This window comes from Streptomyces yangpuensis, from assembly GCF_024666385.1.
Taxonomy (GTDB): domain Bacteria; phylum Actinomycetota; class Actinomycetes; order Streptomycetales; family Streptomycetaceae; genus Streptomyces; species Streptomyces yangpuensis.
Map to the genome: position 1 here is coordinate 2,696,683 of NZ_CP102514.1, position 20,702 is coordinate 2,717,384.

Genomic DNA, 20,702 nt, shown 5'->3' on the forward strand with positions numbered 1-20,702 from the left:
GGTCAGAGGACTATGTCGTATCCGACCCAGCCGACGCCGATCAGGCTGCGGCCCTCGGGGAGGAAGTCGAAGAAGTCCCCGGTACGGGTGACGCCGACCTGCTCCGGCTTGCCGTCGCCGTTGAGGTCGCTGGCGAAGGGGGTCCACTCCCCGTTCCACCAGCCTTCGCCGACGACGCTGGGACTGCCGAGGCTGATGGAATCGGCACTGCTGCTGTTCGGGTAGAGGTGCAGCTTGCCGGTGTTGCTCTGAGCAAGGACGTCGGCCTTGTTGTCGCCGTTGAGGTCGGCGAACCGCAGGGCGGGCCAGTTCTGGGGATGCCAGCCGAAGCCGATTGAGACCCGGTCACCGAGGGTGCCGGTGCCGGTGCCGCCCTTGTGGGGGTAGACCCACAGATTGCCGTCGCTGCCGCGGGCGATGAGGTCGGTGCGGCCGTCGCCGTTCATGTCTCCGAAGCCGAGGTCGGCGTAGGTGTCCCAGCCGGTACCGATGAGGACCGGGTTGGCGAGCGTTTCGGTCCCCGTCCTGCCGGTGCCCGGGTACAGGTACAGGTCCCCGAACTTGTTGCGGGTGACGATGTCGGAGTACCCGTCGTTGTTGAGGTCGGCGGAGTAGACGTTCGTCCAGTGGTCACGCCACCAGCCGTTGCCGGCGAGGTACCGCTGGCCCAGCGTGCCGGTACCCGCACCGCCGGTGCCCGGATAGATCCAGAGGTGGCCGTTGACGTCGCGCACCGCCACGTCGGTGTAGCCGTCGCCGTCGTAGTCCGGCCGGCTCTGACTGCCGCTGCTCCACAGGCTCTGCCCGGAGGCGGTGTAGATGACGAGCACACCGCGGGGCAGGAGCATCGCGTACGAACCCGGAGTGCTGGTCTTGCTGCTCCAGAGGGTGGTCTTGGCGTCGGCCGACAGGACGACGAAGCTTCCATCGCTCTGCATCCGGGCCGTGGCACCCGGGTTCCCGGCGGTACCGGTGGCCCAGAGCTGCTTGCCGCTCTTGCTCAGCAGGACCAGATTGCCGTCGGACTTCATCAGCAGCTTGGAGTTGCCGCTGGAGTACTCCTGGCCCGAGGCCAGGGTGGTGCCGGCGGGGATCCGGGCGCCCGGGACCCCGTCGATCTGGAACTGCGCACCGAAGGAGGCGACGGTGACACCGTCGCCGCCGACCTTGCCGGGCCAGGCGACCATGGTGTTGTCCGCCTGGCGGGCCCACAGGTCGACGACCCCGTCACCGTTCAGGTCACCGGACGAGCCGATCTGCGGGTAGCTCCCCAGCGGCAGGCCGGAGTGCACCTTGGCGGGCGTCAGGGTGCCCCAGGTGGCCAGATCGACCGTGTGCCTGGGATCAGGGCTCTTGCGCCCGAGGCTGCTCAGGACGTCACCGGTGGCGTTGTCCCGCAGCAGCAGGTCCGGGACGGTGTCCTTGTTGAGGTCTCCGGCGGCGATGACCGTGTACTTGCCCCAGTCGGTGCCACCGACGAGCACGGGCGGAGTGTCGTCCAACTGGCCGGCGGGGGTGTTGAAGTAGGCGTAGAGCTTGGCCCCCTGCTTGACGAGGATGTCGGGGATGCCGTCCTTGTCGAGGTCGCCGGGCGCGACGACCTGATCGGCGTCGGACCAGTGGTTCTCCTCGGGCCGCGCAGCGAACAGCTCGGTGGAGCCGATGACGGCGCCCTGCCCGTTGTTCCCGTAGGCCCACAGCTTCCTGCCCGGCACTCCGGGCTTCGGGTGGAGGGCCAGCATGTCGTTGTAGCCGTCGTCGTCCCAGTCACCCAGATTGGCGACCTGGGCGTTGGCGAAGGACTTGGGGGAGCTGATCATCGCGGAGAACTTGCCGTTGCCCTGACCTGTATAGGTCAGGAGGCTGCCGAAGAGGTCGTTGCTCCAGATGTCGCGGTTGCCGTCACCGTTGACGTCGTGCGGTCCGTCCTTCGCCGCCTCGCGCGCTGCGTAGAAGCGGTACACCGCGGTGTCCGAGCGGTTTCCGGCGGCGTCCTGGGTGAAGGCGTAGACGAAGTGGGGGCCTGCGCCGGGAGGGGTGAGCTTCGCGGTGAACGCCGTGCCCGCGTCGACGAAGGTGCTCTTCACCTCCGGGTCCCAGTCGGTGTAGTAGCCGTACCAGACGACGTCCTTGTCACCGTTGGCGGAGAGGGTGAAGTCGCCCGTGGTGCGCGCCTTGGCGGTGCCGGCGGGCCAGCCGTTCGTGCCGTCGGGGAAGACGGTGGAGCTGATCTTCGGTGCGTCCGCTGGCCGTGCCCGGTCCACGGTGAACTTGCAGGTCTGCGACCAGCCCGACTGGGCACCGTCACCGTCGGTCGTCCGGGCCCGCCAGGTGTAGGTCCCGTCGGGCAGGGAGGCGTCCGGGACGCTCCACGTGACGAACTTGCCGTTGCTGGAGGGGAGATTCTGCGTGAGCGCGGGGCTGCTCTGGCCCTCCTTGAAGAGCTGGAACTCGGTGCTCAGCTCGCCCGCGTCGCGGTCGGAGGCCGTCGCGTAGAGCCTGATCGCGGTGTTGCCGACCGAGCCTCCCTGCTCACACGGAACCCAGGGGGCGATACCCGGGTCGGAGGGCGTGTTGGGCGGGTTGTTGTACTCGATCTCCAGCGTGACGGTCTTGGGGTCGAACCGCTTCCAGTGGTACTTGTCGCCCTCGTTGCCCGCGTACAGGCCGACGGTCATGCTGGACCAGCCGTTGGAGGCCGCTTCCTGGACACCGGCGGTGGCATTGAACTCGAGGTTGCCGGCGGGGCACGCATCCCCCCACCCCTTGGCGGCGTCGAAGCCGTCGAGATGGTTCCGCCGGGCCGGCTGGTTGTTCCATGTCGTCTTGGGCGAGATGGAATTGGTGGTCCACAGCTCCACGCGCTTGGGGGTGCAGGACCAGGACCAGGTCTCCTTGATCCGGAACGTCGCCTTCGACACCTTGGCGCCCTTGACGACGGACGTGTCGAGCTGGAAGAACGACCGCGAAAGCCCCTGCGTCTGGGACTCGTAGCCGACCCGGACGTCCTCCTTCGTGTTCCAGTAGGAGTTGTCCGCCCAGGTGCGGTAGGCCCAGGCCCAGTTCTGCCGGTTGCCCCACGCCACCGACGGGTCGATGTAGACGGGGTACTTGGTCTCGGCATTCTTCAGGAGCGCCTGGTCCGGCTTGATCTCCAGGTTCCCACCCGTGACGACCGTGGGCATCTGGGCACTCTTGGCCCCGGACGGCGTAACGAAGACATCTGAGGGGGCTTCGCTCGTCCCCGAAGTGGCGCCGGCCACCGCCGCCCGTGCAACCGGGGCAGCTTCCCCGGTGGTGGTGGAGTCCCACATGACCGGGTTCGGCGAGGTGAAGACGATCTCACCGGCCGGATTGGTGGCGGTCAACAGACCGGTCGTCGCGTCTTTGGTGACGTTCAGGCCCACCATGTCGAGCTTGAACTTAAGTGTGGCGAGGTCAGGGTGTTGCGCGGCCGCGGGGGTCTTGACCACCAGCAGCTGGGAGAAGCCCTCGACTTCGGCCTTCAGCTGGAGGTCCACGTCGGGGAGCACGTTGGCGTACGTGGCCACGTTCGCGGCGAGGGTCGGCTTGGGCAGCGCCTGCGGCCAGGTGAACGACAGGGTCCGGCCGTTCCTCACACCGGTCAGCAGCGGCCCGGTGCCGCCGCCGGAGAAGGTGATCGCGACGGCCGACGCCTTGGGCTTGACCTTCCCGTCCGTCGCGAACTGCAGCGTCGGGTCGGCGGACACCCAGCCGCCGTCCTGGCGCACACGCACTGTCGTGCCGTGCCGCTTGGTCGACCACTTGCCGGTCGGCAGCGCCCAGGTGTCCGAGTTCTCGGTGCGGGCCGAGGTCAGCTCGTAGGGCTGTCCGGTCTCCTTCGCCTTGGCAAGCGCGAAGTCTTCCGGAGTCATGGATCCTTCGGCCACCGGATCAGGGGCCGCCACCGCAATCGTTGAAGGATTAATGACAGTCAATCCGGTAGCGGAAATTCCGCTTATCAGGGCCACCGCGATGACCCGTGAAATCCCCCGCCCACCCGGCACGCCGAGTAGGGCCTCTCTTCTTCTCACACGCACTCCATCTGCCCGGTATCTACGCGGCTGACTCTACTGGGAGCTTCGGACAGCACCTGCACCTTGACCTGGCATTTTTACGCCAGTCAGATGCGTGTCAACCCTTATGAGCCACTAGATCCCCTTGCCCCGAAATGGGGCTCATTCCAGGATGTCGGATTGGCGAATTCTGCCTGTTAGTCTGCGCCGTAAATCTTTCTAGAAGCATGGGGTGGGGTGTGAGAAAATTCCGTGCGCGAGGACTTTCTGTGGCGTTGGCCGCAGCCGTCCTCTCGGGCTTGTTGCCCAGCGCTGTAGCCGTAGCGGATGGCAAATCCAAGCCGTCGCTACCGGAACTCAAGCAGCCGAAGGCGGTACCGGTGAAGCCGGTCCGCGCGGGTGGCGCGAAGAAGGCCGATGACGCGGGCGCGACTCCTTGGAAGGCGCCGAAGGTCTCCTGGCCCACGGCCGGTTCGGCGGAGGTGAGTCTGAGCGCCGCCTCGGGCCCGGTCTCGAAGTCGTTCCTGTCGGATTCCGCTCGCGGGCCGGTCGTCGATCCGGGCTCCCAGCAGGCCGGCAAGCTCCCGGTGGCGGTCTACGTCCCGCCGGGCAAGGCGGCCGAAGCGCCGTCGAAGGTCAAGGTCTCCCTCGTCGGCAAGGACGCTGCGCGCAAGGCGGGCGTCGACGGCGTCCTGCTGTCGGTAGGCCGCTCGGACGGCGGCACACAGGCCGCACCGGCGAAGGTCGAGGTGGACTACAGCTCCTTCCGCAGCGCCTACGGTGGCGACTACGCCTCCCGCCTGCGCCTGGTGGAGCTTCCGGCGTGTGCGCTGACGACTCCGGAGCGCGCCGAGTGCCGTACGCAGACGCCGGTGCAGACGCAGAACGACACGCGCGCGGGCAAGCTCTCGGCGCAGGTGATCACGCAGGGCACGGCGCCTTCGGCCAAGTCCGCGGGCGTGTCCGCGAAGTCGGCATCCGCGGCTTCGGCCGGCGCGACGGTCCTCGCCACGACGGCCGGTGACGCCGGCCCGACGGGTGACTACAAGGCGACCTCCCTCCAGCCTTCCGGCTCCTGGAGCGCGGGCGGCTCGACTGGCGCCTTCTCCTGGTCCTACCCGGTCGCGACCCCAGCGGTGCCCGGGGGTCTGGGCCCGCAGATCTCGCTGAACTACAACTCCCAGTCCGTGGACGGCCGTACGGGCATGTCCAACAGCCAGGGTTCGTGGATCGGTGACGGCTGGTCCTGGGAGCCCGGCTTCATCGAGCGCAGGTACAAGCCCTGCAACGACGACAAGACGGGCGGCACCAACACCGCCAAGGTCGGCGACCAGTGCTGGTTCAACGACAACGCCACGCTGTCGCTGGGCGGCAAGTCGACCGAACTCGTCTACGAGCAGGGCAAGGGCTGGCACCCGGCCTCCGACTCGGGCGAGAAGGTCGAGAAGCTCACCGGCGCCGTCAACGGCGACAACGACGGTGAACACTGGAAGATCACCACGACCGACGGCACACAGTACTTCTTCGGTCTGAACCGTCTCCCGGGATGGAAGGACGCCTCCACGCCGACGACGAACTCGGCCTGGACCGCGCCCGTCTTCGGCAACCAGGCGGGTGAGCCCTGCTACAACGCCTCGTTCGCGAGCGCCTGGTGCAAGCAGGCCTGGCGCTGGCAGCTCGACTACGTCGTCACCCCCGGTGGCGACGCGATGGCGTACTACTGGAAGACCGAGACCAACAACTACGGCCGCAACGTCTCCATGACCACCGGCAAGGCCACGGTCACGCCGTACATCCGCGGCGGCTGGCTGGACCGCATCGACTACGGCCTGCGCTCCGACGCCGTCTACAGCGGCAAGGCGATGGCGCAGGTGCAGTTCGGTGTCGACGAGCGCTGCCTCACCAACTGCGGGACCTTCGACGAGGCCAACGCCAAGAACTGGCCGGACTCCCCCTACGACCTGTTCTGCAAGGACGGCTCGACGGAGTGCAAGGGCCAGTACTCGCCGACGTTCTGGTCACGGATGCGCCTCACCGCGATCCACACCAAGCTCCTCACCGGCGGCACCTACCAGGACGTCGACTCCTGGACCCTGGACCAGAACTTCCCGCCGGCGGGCGACGGCATCTCCACCCCGATGTGGCTGAAGTCCATCACCCGCACCGCAAAGGCGGGAGCCGCGGACGACATCCGGCTCGACCCCGTCACCTTCGCGGGTGAGCAGCGCCCCAACCGCGTGGACAAGACCGGCGACGGACTGGCCCCCTACGTCCGGCTGCGGATGTCCCAGGTCAACACCGAGACCGGTGGCACCATCGGTGTCACATACTCGCAGCAGGACTGCACCCCCACCACGCTGCCGGCCTCGGACGGGACGAACACCACCCGCTGCTACCCCGTCAAGTGGGCCTGGGAGGGTGACACCTCCAAGCTCGACTGGTTCAACACCTATGTCGTCAACCAGATCGTGGAGGGCGACAACCTCGCCTCGACACCCGACAAGGTGACCTCCTACGCCTATGTGGGCGGAGCGGCCTGGGACAAGGACACCAGCGAGTTCACCAAGGCCGAGGACCGCGTCCACTCGGTCGCGCGCGGCTACGGACTCGTCCAGACCCGCACCGGTGCCGCCAGCGACCCGAAGACGCTGTCGGAGACCCGCTACTTCCGCGGCCTCGACGGCAAGGAGGTCAAGGACGGCACGGGAGCCGCGGTCACCGACCGTCCCGAATTCGCCGGCATGGTCCGGGAGACGGCCACCTACGACGGCGACGACACCACCAAGCTCGTGAGCGCGACGTCGAGCACGCCGTGGCGTTCGGCCGAGGTGGCCAAGCGTCTGCGGCCGGGACTGCCCAACCTCACCTCCTACAAGACGAACGTCGAGAAGGAGTCCAACCGCACCACCGTCACCGGTGGCACCCGGACGACCGAAACCAGCCGTCAGTTCGACGGCTACGGCATGGTCGAGTGGGAGTCGAGCACGGGCGACACCGCCAAGACCGGTGACGAGTCCTGCACCACGACCACGTACGCGCGCAACACCGCCACATGGATCCTGGACCGGCAGAGCCAGGTCAGGACCGTCGCGCTGCCGTGCGGGACGACCGGAGCCACGACGGCCGACATCGTCGGCGACACCCGTACGTACTACGACAACAGCGCGCTCGGTACCGTCTCCGGCCGGGGCCTGGTGACGAAGACCGAGAGGATCAACGGCAAGGGCGACGGCTACGACACCGCGTCGACCATCCCGTCGACCTGCGGCGCTGCCGGCAACGAGCTCTGCTACGACCTCTATGGCAGGCCCCTGGCCGCCGCCGATGCCTACGGAAAGGTGACCACCACCACCTACACGCCCGCCACGGGCGAGGTACCGACCGCGATGACGGCGACGAACCCGCTGGGGCACACCGTCACCAGCCGGCTCGACCCGCTGCGCGGCCAGGCCACCAAGGTCACCGACCCCAACAGCAAGGTCACCACGTCGGCGTACGACGCCCTCGGCCGGGTGACCAAGGTCTGGGCACCCAACTGGACGGAAGAGGCGAACCCGAGCAAGCCGAGCCGTATTTTCGAGTACACCGTCCGCAACAGCGGGCCCAACGTCGTCACGTCCAAGACGCTGACGCACGACTACGAATACTCGGTCGTCCACTCCATCCAGGACGGTCTGCTGCGCGAGCGGCAGACCCAGACCCAGTCGCCCGACCTGGCCGGACGCCTGGTCACCGAGACCTTCTACGACACCCGCGGCCTGGCCTGGCGCACCTCCGGCACGTACTACGCCGACGGCGCCCCCTCGCCCGAGCTGGTCACCGGACAGGAGCTCAACTACCCCTCCTCCGCGGACACCCTCTTCGACGGCGTCGGCCGCCCGACAGCGGTCATCGCCAAGAAGAACGGCGTGGAGACCAAGCGCACGACGACCAGCTACACCGGTGACACCACCACGGTCGTCCCGCCGCAGGGCGGCACGTCTACGACCACCGCCGTCGATGCGCTGGGCCGCCCGGTGGAGCAGAAGGATTACACCGACGCGGCTCGGTCGACCTCGCAGTCGACCACGTACACCTACGACAGGCTCGGTCGACTGGCCCAGATCACCGACCCGGCCAACGCCAACTGGACGTACACGTATGACGTCCGCGGCCGCCAGGTCGAGGTGAACGACCCGGACAAGGGTCTCACCAAGACCGTGTACGACACCGGTGACCGCGTCACCGACGTCACCGACGCCCGCGGTATCACCCTGCACACCGACTACGACGACCTCGGTCGTGCCGTGGCCACCAAGCAGGGCGCAACGACGCTGACCTCGACCGTCTACGACACCGTGGCCAAGGGGCAGCTCTCGCAGTCGACCCGCCACGTCGACGGCAAGGCGTACACCTCGCAGGTCCTGTCGTACAACGACTTGTACCAGCCGCTCGACACCCAGGTCGTCATCCCGTCCACGCCCGATACCGGCGCGATGGCTGGCACGTACCAGTGGACGAACGTCTACAACATCACGGGCCAGGTCCTCTCGACCAGGCAGCCCGCCATGGGCGGCCTCCCGGCCGAGTCGGTGGGCAGCACCTACCACGAGGTGTCGGGCCTGCTGAAGAGCATGGCAGCGGGCTCCAGTCGCCTGGTGACGGCCATGTCCTACGACCACTACGGCCGCACTGTCCTGAAGCAACTGGGCGCATCCGGCCAGCGCCTGTACCGCTCCAACGAGTACGACCCCCACACCGGCGCGCTCGTGCGCGCGGTCATCGACCGCGATGTGGCACCGACGCGGCTCGAGGACACCCGGTACACCAATGACCCCGTCGGCAACCTGACGGCGATCGCCTCGGCATACGGCCAGGACGCCGCCCGGACCACGGACACCCAGTGCGTCAACCTCGACGCCCTGCGCCGTATCACCGAGGCGTGGACCAACAAGGGTGAGACCTGCGCGACCACCCCATCGGCCACCGTCATCGGTGGTGAGGACCCGTACTGGACCACGTACACCTACGACGCCGTCGGCAACCGCAAGACGGAGACCAAGCACAAGACCGCCTCGGGCCCGACGGCGGACACCGTCCGCACCTACGCGCCCCCGACGCCTGGGAAGCACGACCTCCCGAAGGTCACCCAGACCGGCACCGACCCGCACGACGAGACCTTCACCTACGACGCGGTCGGCAACACCAAGACCCGCAAGAGCGGCACGGGTGAAACCCAGTACCTCGACTGGGACGCGGAAGGACGTCTGAAGTCCCTCGTCCAGGGCCTGACCACTGACGGGTTCATCTACGACACAACCGGCAACCGCCTCCTGCGCAAGGAGAAGGACAGCACCACGCTTTACCTGCCGTCCGGCAACGAGCTGAAGCTCGACAAGTCGGGCACGGTCACGGGCACCCGCTACTACGGCGACGTCGCCGTCCGCACTGGCGGCAAGCTCACCTTCACCCTCGCCGACCACCACAACACCGGCACCACTCAGGTGACCGCCGACACGACCCAGACGGTCACCCGCCGCAAGACGGGCCTGTTCGGCGAGACCCGCGGCACCCAGCCGACGACGTGGACCGGCGAAAAGACTTTCGTCGGAGGCACGCAGGACAACGACAGCGGCCTGACCCACATCGGAGCCCGCGAGTACGACCCCCTGATCGGCCGCTTCATCTCGGTGGACCCGATCATGGACCTGAAGGACGCCCAGCAGCTCCACGGCTATACGTATGCCGCGAACAACCCGTTCACCTTCTCCGACCCCGACGGCCTGAAGTACTTCGAGGGCAACAACACCGACGGCGGGTTCCAGTCCAAGCCGCAAAGTGTCGTCGAAGCCGCGAAGAGGTACAGCGCGGGCTACGGCGTCAAGCGCTCCAGAGGATGCGGAATCTATTGCGGCAAAAAGCTCTCCACACCAGGAAAGACCAAGCCGCACACTCCGTCAGAAAATGCGGAGTACGCCTCCAAGCAGCGTTGGCACACGTCCTTCAATATCATACTCGCGGCCAAGGTGGCCGGGTACTACACATTGATGGGTGGAGCCTGCGATGCCCAGCTGACCCTTTCGTGCGACTTGTGGGGGCACTATGTGGACGGCAACGGGAAAGACAAGGAGGTGGACGTGGACGAACTCATGGCACCCGACGAAGGCTTCGTCACCGGAGAGGGCCTGGACAATGGATCCACGGGCGTCAATGAAGTACTCGTGAAATGGGCAGAGCAGGCGCGCGGCCGCTGCGGGTCGGACAGCAGCTGCTCATTCGACGGGGACAGCGCTTGGCTCGGCACACAGTTCACGAACTTTGACAACGCGAACGCGATCGGTCACGCCGTAATGCGCATATCCGGCACGATGGAGGTATCCGGACCGGGCCCCACCACCACAGCCAAGGCGAAATACACTGTGGAAATCTACAAGGACTGGAACTTTGACAAGAACAAGAAGGCGATGCACATCCCGCTGAAGTACTTCGCGGACATGCACGAATACGGATCGGCCCGGGAGTATGCAATGGTAGGCAAGAGCAGCGTCCACACGTCATCAGTCCGATGAGCCTTCGAATCGACAGGTCCACTGTCATCGCCGTACTGGCCGGGGTACTCACCTTGACCGGATGTTCGACCTTGGGCGAACTGGCCTTGCAGGAGCAGCCCTGCAAATCGATGGCGATCTCACCTCAGATCTTCGAGAAGTATGGCCTGCCGGAGCTCCCAACCAGTGAAGAAGTTCAGTTCTGCGAAGGTTCGGACAGGGACGGATTCTCCGCCCAGCTGACGTTTCGGAGCGCCCCGGACAAGTCGAGGGCCTACTTGACCAGCCTCGGCATGGATCCCCCCTCATTCAGTTCTGTTACACCGCAGAAGGTAGCCGAACACTCGCGTCCGGACGGCGAGGGATGGAGGCTGACACAGGGTCTCTTCTACAAGTGGAGCATTAAGGCTCACGACTGGAACGGGCAGTGCTCGGTGGACTACACGTCCTTCATACAGAGCTCTGAGGACTGGGACGGACGGGTGTACCTGGCGATGTACTGCCAGACCTGACCGCACATCACTAACAGGAGGCCCCGACCGGTAGTTCCCGGTCGGGGCCTTTCGTGTGCGCCGTGCCAGCGCCGTCAGAGCAGGCCCGCCGCGTGCAGCAGGTACGCCACCAGCGGGTCGTAGTAGCGGGGGTCGCGGACGTGGTCGTCCAGGGGGACGGCGACCTGGAGGGTGCCCTCGGCCTCGCCGAGGAAGAGGGCCGGGTCGTTGCAGTCGGCGTAGCCCACCGCGTCCAGGCCGCGCTGGGCCGCGCAGCCCGCCCAGCCGTGGTCGGCCACAACCAGGTCCGGCTGGGGGCGGCCCTCGGCCGCGAGCGCGTCCAGGATCGCCGCCATCGGCGCCGGCGAATGGGTGTGCCACAGGGTCGCGCCCCGCTCCAGCACGGCGACGTCCGCGAACTGCCACACCGAGCCCTCGTCCGCGACCAGGCCCTGCGGGATCACCACGATCTCGCAGCCCGCGGCGCGCAGGGCCGCCGCCGTCGCGCGGTGGACGTCCAGCAGGCCGCCCGGGTGACCGGTGGCGAACAGCACGCGCTGCCGGTCGGCCGCCGCCTTGCGCAGCCGCGCCGCCAGCCGGTCCAGGCCGGCCACCGTCAGCTCGGGGTCGATGGTGTCCTGGCCGAAGCGGACCTCCGGGTCGTCCACGACCCCGCAGCGCTCCGCCATCACGGCGAGCACGTCCTGCTCGTCGGTCCAGCGGTCGCCCAGTTCCAGGCCCAGCCAGTAGTGCCGGTCGCCGTTGGCGAGCTTGCGGTAGTGGGAGAGGTTGTTCTCGCGCGGCGTCGCGACCTGCCCCGCGATCCGCGTGCGGACCAGATGGTCGATGAGCTCGGCGCGGGTGGGTACGGACGTCTCTATCGGCTTCGGCATACGGGCCATTCTGCCGCCGCCGGGGCGGAGGCGGCGCGTCCATTCCGGTCGGCGGACGCCCCGGGTCACGCCGACAGCGCCCCGAAGGCCCCGTGCGCGAGCCTGCGCAGCAGCGATTCGGTGGCCTCGCGGCCGAGGGCGCCCAGGTGCGGGGTGGAGTTGAGCAGGCCGAAGACCGCGTGCACGGCGACCCGCACCTCCGCCTCGCCGACCTCGGGGTGCAGCTCCCGTACGACCTCCACCCACAGCTCCACGTACTGGCGCTGCAGCTGCCGGACGAGCTTGCGGTCGGCCTCCCGCAGCCGGTCGAGCTCGCGGTCGTGCAGGGTGATCAGCGCCCGGTCGTCCAGCGCGAAGTCGATGTGGCCGTCGATGAGGGAGGACAGGACCCGGCACGGGTCGCCCGCCGCCTCCGCGACCCGGTGGCGGCCGCCGGTGAGGAGGCGTTCGCTGATGCCGACGAGCAGCTCGGCGAGCATGGCGTCCTTGCCCGCGAAGTGCCGGTACAGGCCGGGGCCGCTGATGCCCACGGCGGCCCCTATCTCGTCCACGCCGACACCGTGGAACCCGCGCGCGGCGAAGAGGCGGGCGGCCTCGCTGAGGATCTGCTCGCGTCGGGTGGGGGCGGCCGCTCTGATGCTCATGGGAAACCATTCTAGACAGGGCCGTTAGCGGTCGTTAACCTGAGCCGTAGATGCGTTAACGATGATTAACAACGTGTACCGAGCAAGTGGAACGAGCAAGGGAGCTCGACCGATGCAGCAGGCACCAGTGCTGACGAGCGCCGCGGACCCGGCGTCCGAGGCCTGGCGGACCAACGAGGCCGCCCACCGCGAGCTGACCGAGGGCCTGCGCGCCCGGCTCGACGCGGCCCGGCTCGGCGGCGGCGAGAAGGCCCGCGCCCGCCACACCGCCCGCGGGAAGCTCCTCCCGCGCGACCGCGTGGACGCCCTCCTCGACCCGGGCTCCCCGTTCCTGGAGCTGGCCCCGCTGGCCGCCGAGGGGATGTACGGGGGCGCCGCGCCCGCCGCCGGGGTCATCGCGGGCATCGGCCGGGTCAGCGGCCGCGAGTGCGTGATCGTCGCGAACGACGCCACCGTCAAGGGCGGCACGTACTACCCGATGACCGTCAAGAAGCACCTGCGCGCCCAGGAAGTGGCCCTGGAGAATCGTCTCCCCTGCCTCTACCTGGTCGACTCCGGCGGTGCCTTCCTGCCCATGCAGGACGAGGTCTTCCCCGACCGGGAGCACTTCGGCCGCATCTTCTACAACCAGGCCCGCATGTCGGGCGCCGGCATCCCGCAGATCGCCGCCGTCCTCGGCTCCTGCACCGCGGGCGGGGCGTACGTCCCGGCGATGAGCGACGAGGCCGTCATCGTCCGCAACCAGGGCACGATCTTCCTCGGCGGCCCGCCGCTGGTGAAGGCCGCCACGGGCGAGGTCGTCACCGCCGAGGAGCTCGGTGGCGGCGAGGTCCACTCCCGTGTCTCCGGCGTGACCGACCACCTCGCGGAGGACGACGCGCACGCGCTGCGGATCGTACGGAACATCGTGGCGACCCTGCCCGACCGCGGGCCCCTGCCCTGGTCGGTCGAGGCCCCGGAGGAGCCGAAGGTGGACCCGGCCGGGCTGTACGGCGCGGTCCCCGTCGACTCCCGCACCCCCTACGACGCCCGCGAGATCATCGCGCGGATCGTGGACGCCTCCCGTTTCCAGGAGTTCAAGTCCGAGTTCGGCCAGACGCTGGTCACCGGTTTCGCCCGGATCCACGGCCACCCGGTCGGGATCATCGCGAACAACGGCATCCTGTTCGCCGAGTCCGCCCAGAAGGGCGCGCACTTCATCGAGCTGTGCGACCAGCGCGGCATCCCGCTCCTCTTCCTCCAGAACATCTCGGGCTTCATGGTCGGCCGCGACTACGAGGCCGGCGGCATCGCCAAGCACGGCGCCAAGATGGTGACGGCCGTGGCCTGCGCCCGGGTCCCGAAGCTGACGGTGGTGGTCGGCGGCTCGTACGGCGCCGGCAACTACTCGATGTGCGGGCGGGCCTACTCGCCCCGCTTCCTGTGGATGTGGCCCAACGCCAAGATCTCGGTGATGGGCGGCGAGCAGGCCGCCTCGGTCCTCGCGACGGTCAAGCGCGACCAGATCGAGGGCGCCGGCCAGGAGTGGCCGGCCGAGGACGAGGAGGCCTTCAAGGCCCCGGTCCGCGCCCAGTACGAGGAACAGGGCAACGCCTACTACGCCACGGCGCGGCTGTGGGACGACGGGGTCATCGACCCCATGGAGACCCGGCAGGTGCTGGGACTGGCCCTGACCGCGTGCGCGAACGCCCCGCTGGGCCAAAAGGATCAGACACAGCCGGGCTTCGGCATCTTCCGTATGTGACGTGATGTGACGTGAGGACCTCACTGATGTTCAGCACTGTTCTGGTCGCGAACCGCGGCGAGATCGCGGTCCGGGTCATCCGCACCCTGCGGGAGCTCGGCATCCGCTCCGTGGCCGTCTTCAGCGACGCGGACGCGGACGCCCGCCACGTACGGGAGGCCGACACGGCCGTCCGGATCGGCCCGGCGGCCGCCGCGGAGAGCTACCTGTCCGTGGAGCGGCTGCTGGATGCCGCGAAGCGGACGGGCGCCGAGGCCGTGCACCCCGGCTACGGCTTCCTGGCGGAGAACGCCGCCTTCGCGCAGGCCTGCGCCGAGGCCGGGCTGGCCTTCATCGGGCCGCCCGCCTCCGCGATCTCCCTCATGGGCGACAAGATCCGCGCCAAGGAGACGGTGAAGGCGGCGGGAGTACCCGTGGTCCCCGGTTCCTCCGGCAGCGGCCTGACCGACGCCGAACTGGTCGCGGCCGCCTCGGAGATCGGCATGCCGGTGCTGCTGAAGCCCTCGGCGGGCGGCGGCGGCAAGGGCATGCGGCTCGTACGGGACGAGGCGGTGCTGGCCGAGGAGATCGCGGCGGCCCGCCGCGAGGCCCGTTCCTCGTTCGGCGACGACACCCTGCTCGTCGAGCGGTGGGTGGACCGGCCCCGGCACATCGAGATCCAGGTGCTGGCGGACGCCCACGGCAACGTGGTCCACCTGGGCGAGCGCGAGTGCTCGCTGCAGCGCCGGCACCAGAAGGTCATCGAGGAGGCCCCCTCGGTCCTGCTCGACGAGAAGACCCGCGCGGCGATGGGCGCGGCGGCCGTGGACGCGGCCCGCTCCTGCGGGTACGTCGGCGCGGGCACGGTGGAGTTCATCGTCCCGGGCGGGGACCCCTCCTCCTATTACTTCATGGAGATGAACACCCGTCTCCAGGTCGAGCACCCGGTGACGGAGCTGATCACCGGCCTGGACCTGGTGGAGCTCCAGCTGCGGGTCGCCTCCGGCGAGGCCCTGCCGGTCACCCAGGACGACATCCGGCTGACCGGGCACGCCATCGAGGCCCGCGTCTGCGCGGAGGACCCGGCGCGCGGCTTCCTGCCGTCCGGCGGTACGGTCCTGGCGCTGTCCGAGCCGTCGGGCGGTGCGGTCCGCACGGACTCGGGCCTGACCGCGGGCGTTCCGGTGGGCTCGACGTACGACCCGATGCTGTCGAAGGTCATCGTGCACGGGCCGGACCGCCCGGCCGCGCTGCGCATGCTGCGGGCGGCGCTGGCCGACACGGTGATCCTGGGCGTCCAGACGAACGCCGGCTTCCTGCGGCGACTGCTGGCCCACCCGGACGTGGTGTCGGGCGACCTCGACACGGGCCTGGTCGAGCGCGACCTGGCGGGGCTCCTCCCGGAGGGTGTCCCGCCGGAGGTGTACGCGGCCGCCGCGCTGCTGGAAGCACCGCTCGGTCGTCCGCACACGCCGGCGAGGCCGGGTGGGTGGGTCGATCCGTTCGACGCCGCCAACGGCTGGCGCCTCGGCGGCACCCCCGCCTGGACGGTCCACCACTTCCGCCTCCCGGGCCAGGACCCGGTGGAGGTCCGTACCCGGAAGGTGGGCGCCGAGCAGGACATCCTGCTGGACGCGGTCGACAGCGGCGCCGCACCGGCGCGCGCCCGGATCGTCAGCCGCACCCCCGGCGCCCTCACCCTCGAACTCGACGGCGTCACGCACCGCTTCACCCACGCGGCCTCCCCGGAGGGGGTCTGGCTCGGGCGCGACGCCGACAGCTGGCACGTGCAGACGCACGACCCCGTCGTGGCGAACCTCAGCGGCGCCGGCCGGGCAGGGGCCGACACCCTCGCGGCCCCCATGCCGGGCACCGTCACCGTCGTCAAGGTGGCCGTCGGCGACAAGGTGACCGCCGGTCAGAGCCTGCTCGTCGTCGAGGCGATGAAGATGGAGCACGTCATCTCCGCCCCGCACGCCGGCACGGTCACCGAGCTGGACGTCTCGCCCGGCACCACCGTGGCCATGGACCAGGTCCTGGCCGTCGTCACCGCGGACGAGGAGGAGGGCGCGTGATCGGCCTGCCCATGACCGTCCCGGCCCCCGGCCTGCCGGCCCGGGTCCGTATCCACGAGGTCGGCGCCCGCGACGGCCTGCAGAACGAGAAGACGGCCGTCCCCACGGAGGTCAAGGCGGAGTTCGTGCGCCGCCTGGCCGGCGCGGGCCTGACCACCATCGAGGCGACCAGCTTCGTGCACCCCAAGTGGGTGCCCCAGCTGGCCGACGCCGAGCAGCTCTTCCCGCTGCTCGCCGACGTGGACGCCGCCCTGCCCGTCCTGGTGCCGAACGAGCGCGGCCTGGACCGCGCGCTCGCCCTCGGGGCCACCCGTATCGCCGTGTTCGGCTCGGCCACGGAGACCTTCGCCTCCCGCAACCTCAACCGCACCGTCGCCGAGTCCCTCGCGATGTTCGAGCCGGTCGTGGCGCGCGCCAGGGAGGGCGGGGCGCACGTGCGCGGCTACCTGTCCATGTGCTTCGGCGATCCCTGGGAGGGCGCTGTCCCCGTCCATCAGGTCGTCTCCGTGGCCAAGGCCCTGCTGGACCTCGGCTGTGACGAGCTGAGCCTCGGCGACACCATCGGTGTCGCCACCCCGGGCCATGTCCAGGCCCTGCTCTCCGCGCTGAACGAGGCCGGTGTGACCACCGACCGCATCGGCGTGCACTTCCACGACACCTACGGCCAGGCCCTGTCCAACACCCTCGCCGCGCTCCGGCACGGGGTCACCACCGTCGACGCCTCCGCGGGCGGCCTCGGCGGGTGCCCGTACGCGAAGAGCGCCACCGGCAACCTCGCGACCGAGGACCTGGTGTGGATGCTCGACGGTCTCGGCATCGAGACCGGGGTCGACCTGGCCGCCCTCACCGCCACGAGCGTGTGGATGGCCGAACGGCTGGGACGCCCCAGCCCCTCCCGTACCGTCCGCGCCCTCTCCCACAAGGAGTAGTCACACCATGTCCCTCGACCACCGGCTCGCCCCTGAGCACGAGGAACTCCGCCGCACCGTCGAGGCGTTCGCCCACGACGTCGTCGCCCCGAAGATCGGCGACCTGTACGAGCGGCACGAGTTCCCCTACGAGATCGTCGCCGAGATGGGCCGCATGGGCCTGTTCGGCCTGCCCTTCCCGGAGGAGTACGGCGGCATGGGCGGGGACTACCTCGCCCTGGGCATCGCCCTGGAGGAGCTGGCCCGGGTCGACTCCTCGGTCGCCATCACCCTGGAGGCCGGGGTCTCCCTGGGCGCCATGCCCCTGTACCTCTTCGGCACCGAGGAGCAGAAGCGCCAGTGGCTGCCGAAGCTGTGCTCGGGCGAGGTGCTAGGCGCCTTCGGTCTGACGGAGCCCGGCGCGGGCTCGGACGCCGGCGGCACCCGCACGACCGCCGTCAAGGACGGCGACGAGTGGGTCATCAACGGCTCGAAGTGCTTCATCACCAACTCCGGTACGGACATCACCGGCCTGGTCACGGTCACGGCCGTGACGGGCCGCAAGGCGGACGGCCGCCCGGAGATCTCCTCGGTCATCGTCCCGTCCGGCACCCCGGGCTTCACGGTGGCCGCCCCCTACTCCAAGGTGGGCTGGAACTCCTCGGACACCCGTGAGCTGTCCTTCGACAACGTCCGGGTCCCGCTCGCCAACCTGGTGGGCGAGGAGGGGCGCGGCTACGCCCAGTTCCTGCGGATCCTCGACGAGGGCCGGATCGCCATCTCCGCGCTCGCCACGGGCCTCGCGCAGGGCTGTGTGGACGAGTCGGTGAAGTACGCCAGGGAGCGGCACGCCTTCGGCAAGGCGATCGGCGACAACCAGGCCATCCAGTTCAAGCTGGCCGACATGGAGATGCGCGCCCACATGGCGCGCATCGGCTGGCGCGACGCGGCCTCCCGCCTGGTGGCCGGGGAGCCGTTCAAGAAGGAGGCGGCGATCGCGAAGCTGTACTCCTCCACCGTGGCCGTGGACAACGCCCGTGACGCGACGCAGATCCACGGCGGCTACGGGTTCATGAACGAGTACCCGGTGGCCCGCATGTGGCGGGACTCCAAGATTCTGGAGATCGGCGAGGGCACCAGCGAGGTCCAGCGCATGCTGATCGCCCGCGAGTTGGGCTTCGCCGGCTGACGCACGGTCCCGTGCGTGCACGGGGCGAGGTGAGGGGCCCGAAAAAAACTTAGGGCCCCCTTACCGTTTTCGGCCAAGGTTAGGCTAACCTTCCCCACGAACGGCACGCTGGTGGCCGCCCCGGTACGCACGAAATCGGACATCGATTATGCCCAAGTCCCGTAGCTTCTCCTCCACCCGTCGCGGCTTCATCGCCGCGGGCGGTGCCCTCGGCCTCGTCGCCGCGCTCGCCGCGTGCGGCGGCGCCGACACGGCGAAGGGTGACGGCGACAAGGGCAGCACCGCCGCCGCGTCCTCCGGTCCCTGGAGCTTCAAGGACGACCTCGGCAAGGACGTCAGCGCCAAGTCCACGCCGAAGAACATCGTCGCCTTCACCGGCACCGCCGCCGCGCTGCACGACTACGGCGTCTCGGTCAAGGGCGTCTTCGGCCCGACCAAGACCGCCGACGGCAAGCCCGACGTCCAGGCCGGCTCGATGGACATCTCCAAGGTCGAGATCCTCGGCAACGTCTACGACGAGTTCAACGTCGAGAAGTACGCCGCCCTCCAGCCCGACCTGCTCGTCACCAACACCTGGGACGGCTCGTACTGGTACGTGCCCGAGGCCTCCAAGGACAAGATCCTGAAGCTGGCCCCGCACGCCGCGATCGGCGTCGGCGGCAACGTCTCGATGGACAAGGCCCTGGAGCGCACGGCGGAACTCGCCAAGTCGCTGGGCGCCGACATGAACGCCAAGGCCGCCGTCGACGGCAAGGCCCGCTTCGAGGCCGCGGCCGCCAAGGTCCGCGAGGCCACCAAGGCCAACCCGGGCATCAAGGTCCTCGTCGGCTCGGGCTCCGCCGACCTGTTCTACGCCTCCACCCCGGACACCTCGGCCGACCTGAAGTACTTCAAGTCCCTGGGCGTCGAGTTCATCACCCCGGAGAAGCTCGACGAGGGCGGCTTCTTCGAGAGCCTGAGCTGGGAGAACGCCGGCAAGTACAAGGCCGACCTGGTCCTGCTCGACAACCGCACCGGCACCCTGCAGCCGGAGGAGCTGAAGGCCAAGGCCACCTGGGCCGAGATGCCCGCCGTGAAGGCCGGCCAGGTCGCCCCGCGCACCACCGAGCCGATCTTCTCGTACGACAAGTGCGCCCAGATCCTCGAGGACCTCGCCAAGGCCGTCCAGAACGCCAAGAAGGTCGCCTGACCCACGCGCGGCGCCCGGTGACCCGGGCGCCCGCCCCCGGGGCGTGTCCGCACGGACACGCCCTGGGCACGTCCGAGGCCGTACCGACTTCCAGGGGGACTTCCGCATGACCGTCACCGCGTCCGACACCCCGGCCGTGGCGCACTTCCGCTTCTTCGCGCTCGAAGTGCTCCGCACCCGCCGCCTGGGCCACTCGTTCCTGCGGGTCACGTTCGGCGGGGAGTCCCTCACGGATTTCCGCTCGGGAGGCTTCGACCAGAGCCTGTCGCTCTTCCTGCCCCCGTCCGGCGTGGAGCACACCGAGCTCCCGTCCACCGACGAGGACACCTGGTTCGCCGCCTGGCGCGGCATGCCGGACGAGGAACGGCCGGTCATGCGCTCCTACACCGTGCGCGAGCAGCGCCGTGACGAGGCGGGCGCGGTCGAGGTCGACATCGACTTCGTCCTGCACGGAGACTCCTCCCCCGCCTCCCACTGGGCCGGTCGCGCGAGCGCCGGCCGCCGGATCCTCGCGATCGGCCCGGCCGTCGCGGAGAACAAGTCCGTACGCTTCCAGGCCCCGGCCGACGCCGACGCGGTCTGGATGTACGCGGACGAGACCGCCGTGCCGGCCGCGGCCGCGATCCTGGAGCGGCTGCCCGCGGGCCTGCGGGTCCGGGCCTGGTTCGAGGTCCCGCACGAGGACGACCGGCTTCAACTGGACACGCCCGCCGACGCGGACATCACCTGGATCGTGCGCGAGGGCGACGACCGGGAACGGAGCGGACGGGTCCTGGACGCGCTCCGCTCGGCCGGGGCACCGGCCGCCGAGGCCCCGTACGTATGGCTGGCGGGCGAGGCCGGCACCGTGCGCGCGGTGCGCCGCCACTTCGTGCAGGAACGATCCGTCGACCGCCGCTCGGTGCGCTTCACCGGCTACTGGCGACTCGGTGCGAGCGAGGAGCAGCTCCTCGCCGAGGCGTACGCGGGCCAGGCGCCCAGCGAGGACCCCGCCTCCGAGCTGTAGGGGCGTCTCCCCGTCAGCTC

At 69.3% G+C, this 20,702-nt stretch carries 11 protein-coding genes; 8 read left to right on the top strand and 3 right to left on the bottom strand.

Translation table 11 applies throughout. The annotated features are described in order from the left end of the window. Window positions 1-2: 2 nt before the first annotated feature. Window positions 3-3,896, bottom strand: a complete 3,894-nt coding sequence (locus NRK68_RS12300) for an FG-GAP-like repeat-containing protein (protein WP_257855780.1) — start codon at window positions 3,894-3,896, stop codon at window positions 3-5. 521 nt (window positions 3,897-4,417) lie between these two features. Between NRK68_RS12300 and NRK68_RS12305 the strand changes: the two genes are divergently transcribed. Further along, entirely contained in the window at window positions 4,418-10,585 is a 6,168-nt protein-coding gene (locus tag NRK68_RS12305; protein WP_257855781.1) for an RHS repeat domain-containing protein, read from the top strand. Beyond that, window positions 10,582-11,076, top strand: coding sequence for a hypothetical protein (locus NRK68_RS12310; RefSeq protein ID WP_257855782.1), 495 nt, complete (start codon window positions 10,582-10,584; stop codon window positions 11,074-11,076). The genes NRK68_RS12305 and NRK68_RS12310 overlap by 4 nt, the downstream gene beginning before the upstream one ends. Before the next feature lie 74 nt (window positions 11,077-11,150). On the opposite strand, the gene NRK68_RS12315 is transcribed toward NRK68_RS12310, so the two are convergent. Continuing rightward, the gene (locus NRK68_RS12315; protein WP_257855783.1) at window positions 11,151-11,957 is read right to left on the bottom strand and encodes a phosphatase; all 807 of its coding nucleotides are present in this window, start codon (window positions 11,955-11,957) and stop codon (window positions 11,151-11,153) included. A gap of 56 nt (window positions 11,958-12,013) precedes the next feature. Further along, window positions 12,014-12,592: an SACE_7040 family transcriptional regulator gene (locus NRK68_RS12320; RefSeq protein ID WP_046774821.1), complete on the bottom strand. Its 579-nt coding sequence runs from the start codon at window positions 12,590-12,592 to the stop codon at window positions 12,014-12,016. 112 nt (window positions 12,593-12,704) lie between these two features. Between NRK68_RS12320 and NRK68_RS12325 the strand changes: the two genes are divergently transcribed. The 6 genes from NRK68_RS12325 to NRK68_RS12350 all read left to right on the top strand — a co-directional run bounded on the left by NRK68_RS12325 (window position 12,705) and on the right by NRK68_RS12350 (window position 20,682). Next, window positions 12,705-14,336: a carboxyl transferase domain-containing protein gene (locus tag NRK68_RS12325; RefSeq protein WP_183065483.1), complete on the top strand. Its 1,632-nt coding sequence runs from the start codon at window positions 12,705-12,707 to the stop codon at window positions 14,334-14,336. Window positions 14,337-14,362: 26 nt separating this feature from the next. Continuing rightward, complete coding sequence (locus NRK68_RS12330) at window positions 14,363-16,390, top strand: acetyl-CoA carboxylase biotin carboxylase subunit (protein ID WP_257855784.1); 2,028 nt, start codon at window positions 14,363-14,365, stop codon at window positions 16,388-16,390. 11 nt (window positions 16,391-16,401) lie between these two features. Further along, window positions 16,402-17,319 carry a hydroxymethylglutaryl-CoA lyase gene (locus NRK68_RS12335; protein ID WP_183065627.1) on the top strand — a complete coding sequence of 306 codons (918 nt, stop codon included), beginning with the start codon at window positions 16,402-16,404 and terminating at the stop codon, window positions 17,317-17,319. 7 nt (window positions 17,320-17,326) lie between these two features. Next, window positions 17,327-18,487 (top strand): acyl-CoA dehydrogenase family protein, encoded by a 1,161-nt coding sequence (locus tag NRK68_RS12340; RefSeq protein WP_183065485.1) that lies wholly within the window; start codon window positions 17,327-17,329, stop codon window positions 18,485-18,487. Window positions 18,488-18,635: 148 nt separating this feature from the next. After that, window positions 18,636-19,676, top strand: coding sequence for an ABC transporter substrate-binding protein (locus tag NRK68_RS12345; protein WP_183065486.1), 1,041 nt, complete (start codon window positions 18,636-18,638; stop codon window positions 19,674-19,676). A 106-nt stretch (window positions 19,677-19,782) separates the two neighbouring features. After that, window positions 19,783-20,682 carry a siderophore-interacting protein gene (locus NRK68_RS12350; protein WP_257855785.1) on the top strand — a complete coding sequence of 300 codons (900 nt, stop codon included), beginning with the start codon at window positions 19,783-19,785 and terminating at the stop codon, window positions 20,680-20,682. Window positions 20,683-20,702 lie beyond the last annotated feature (20 nt).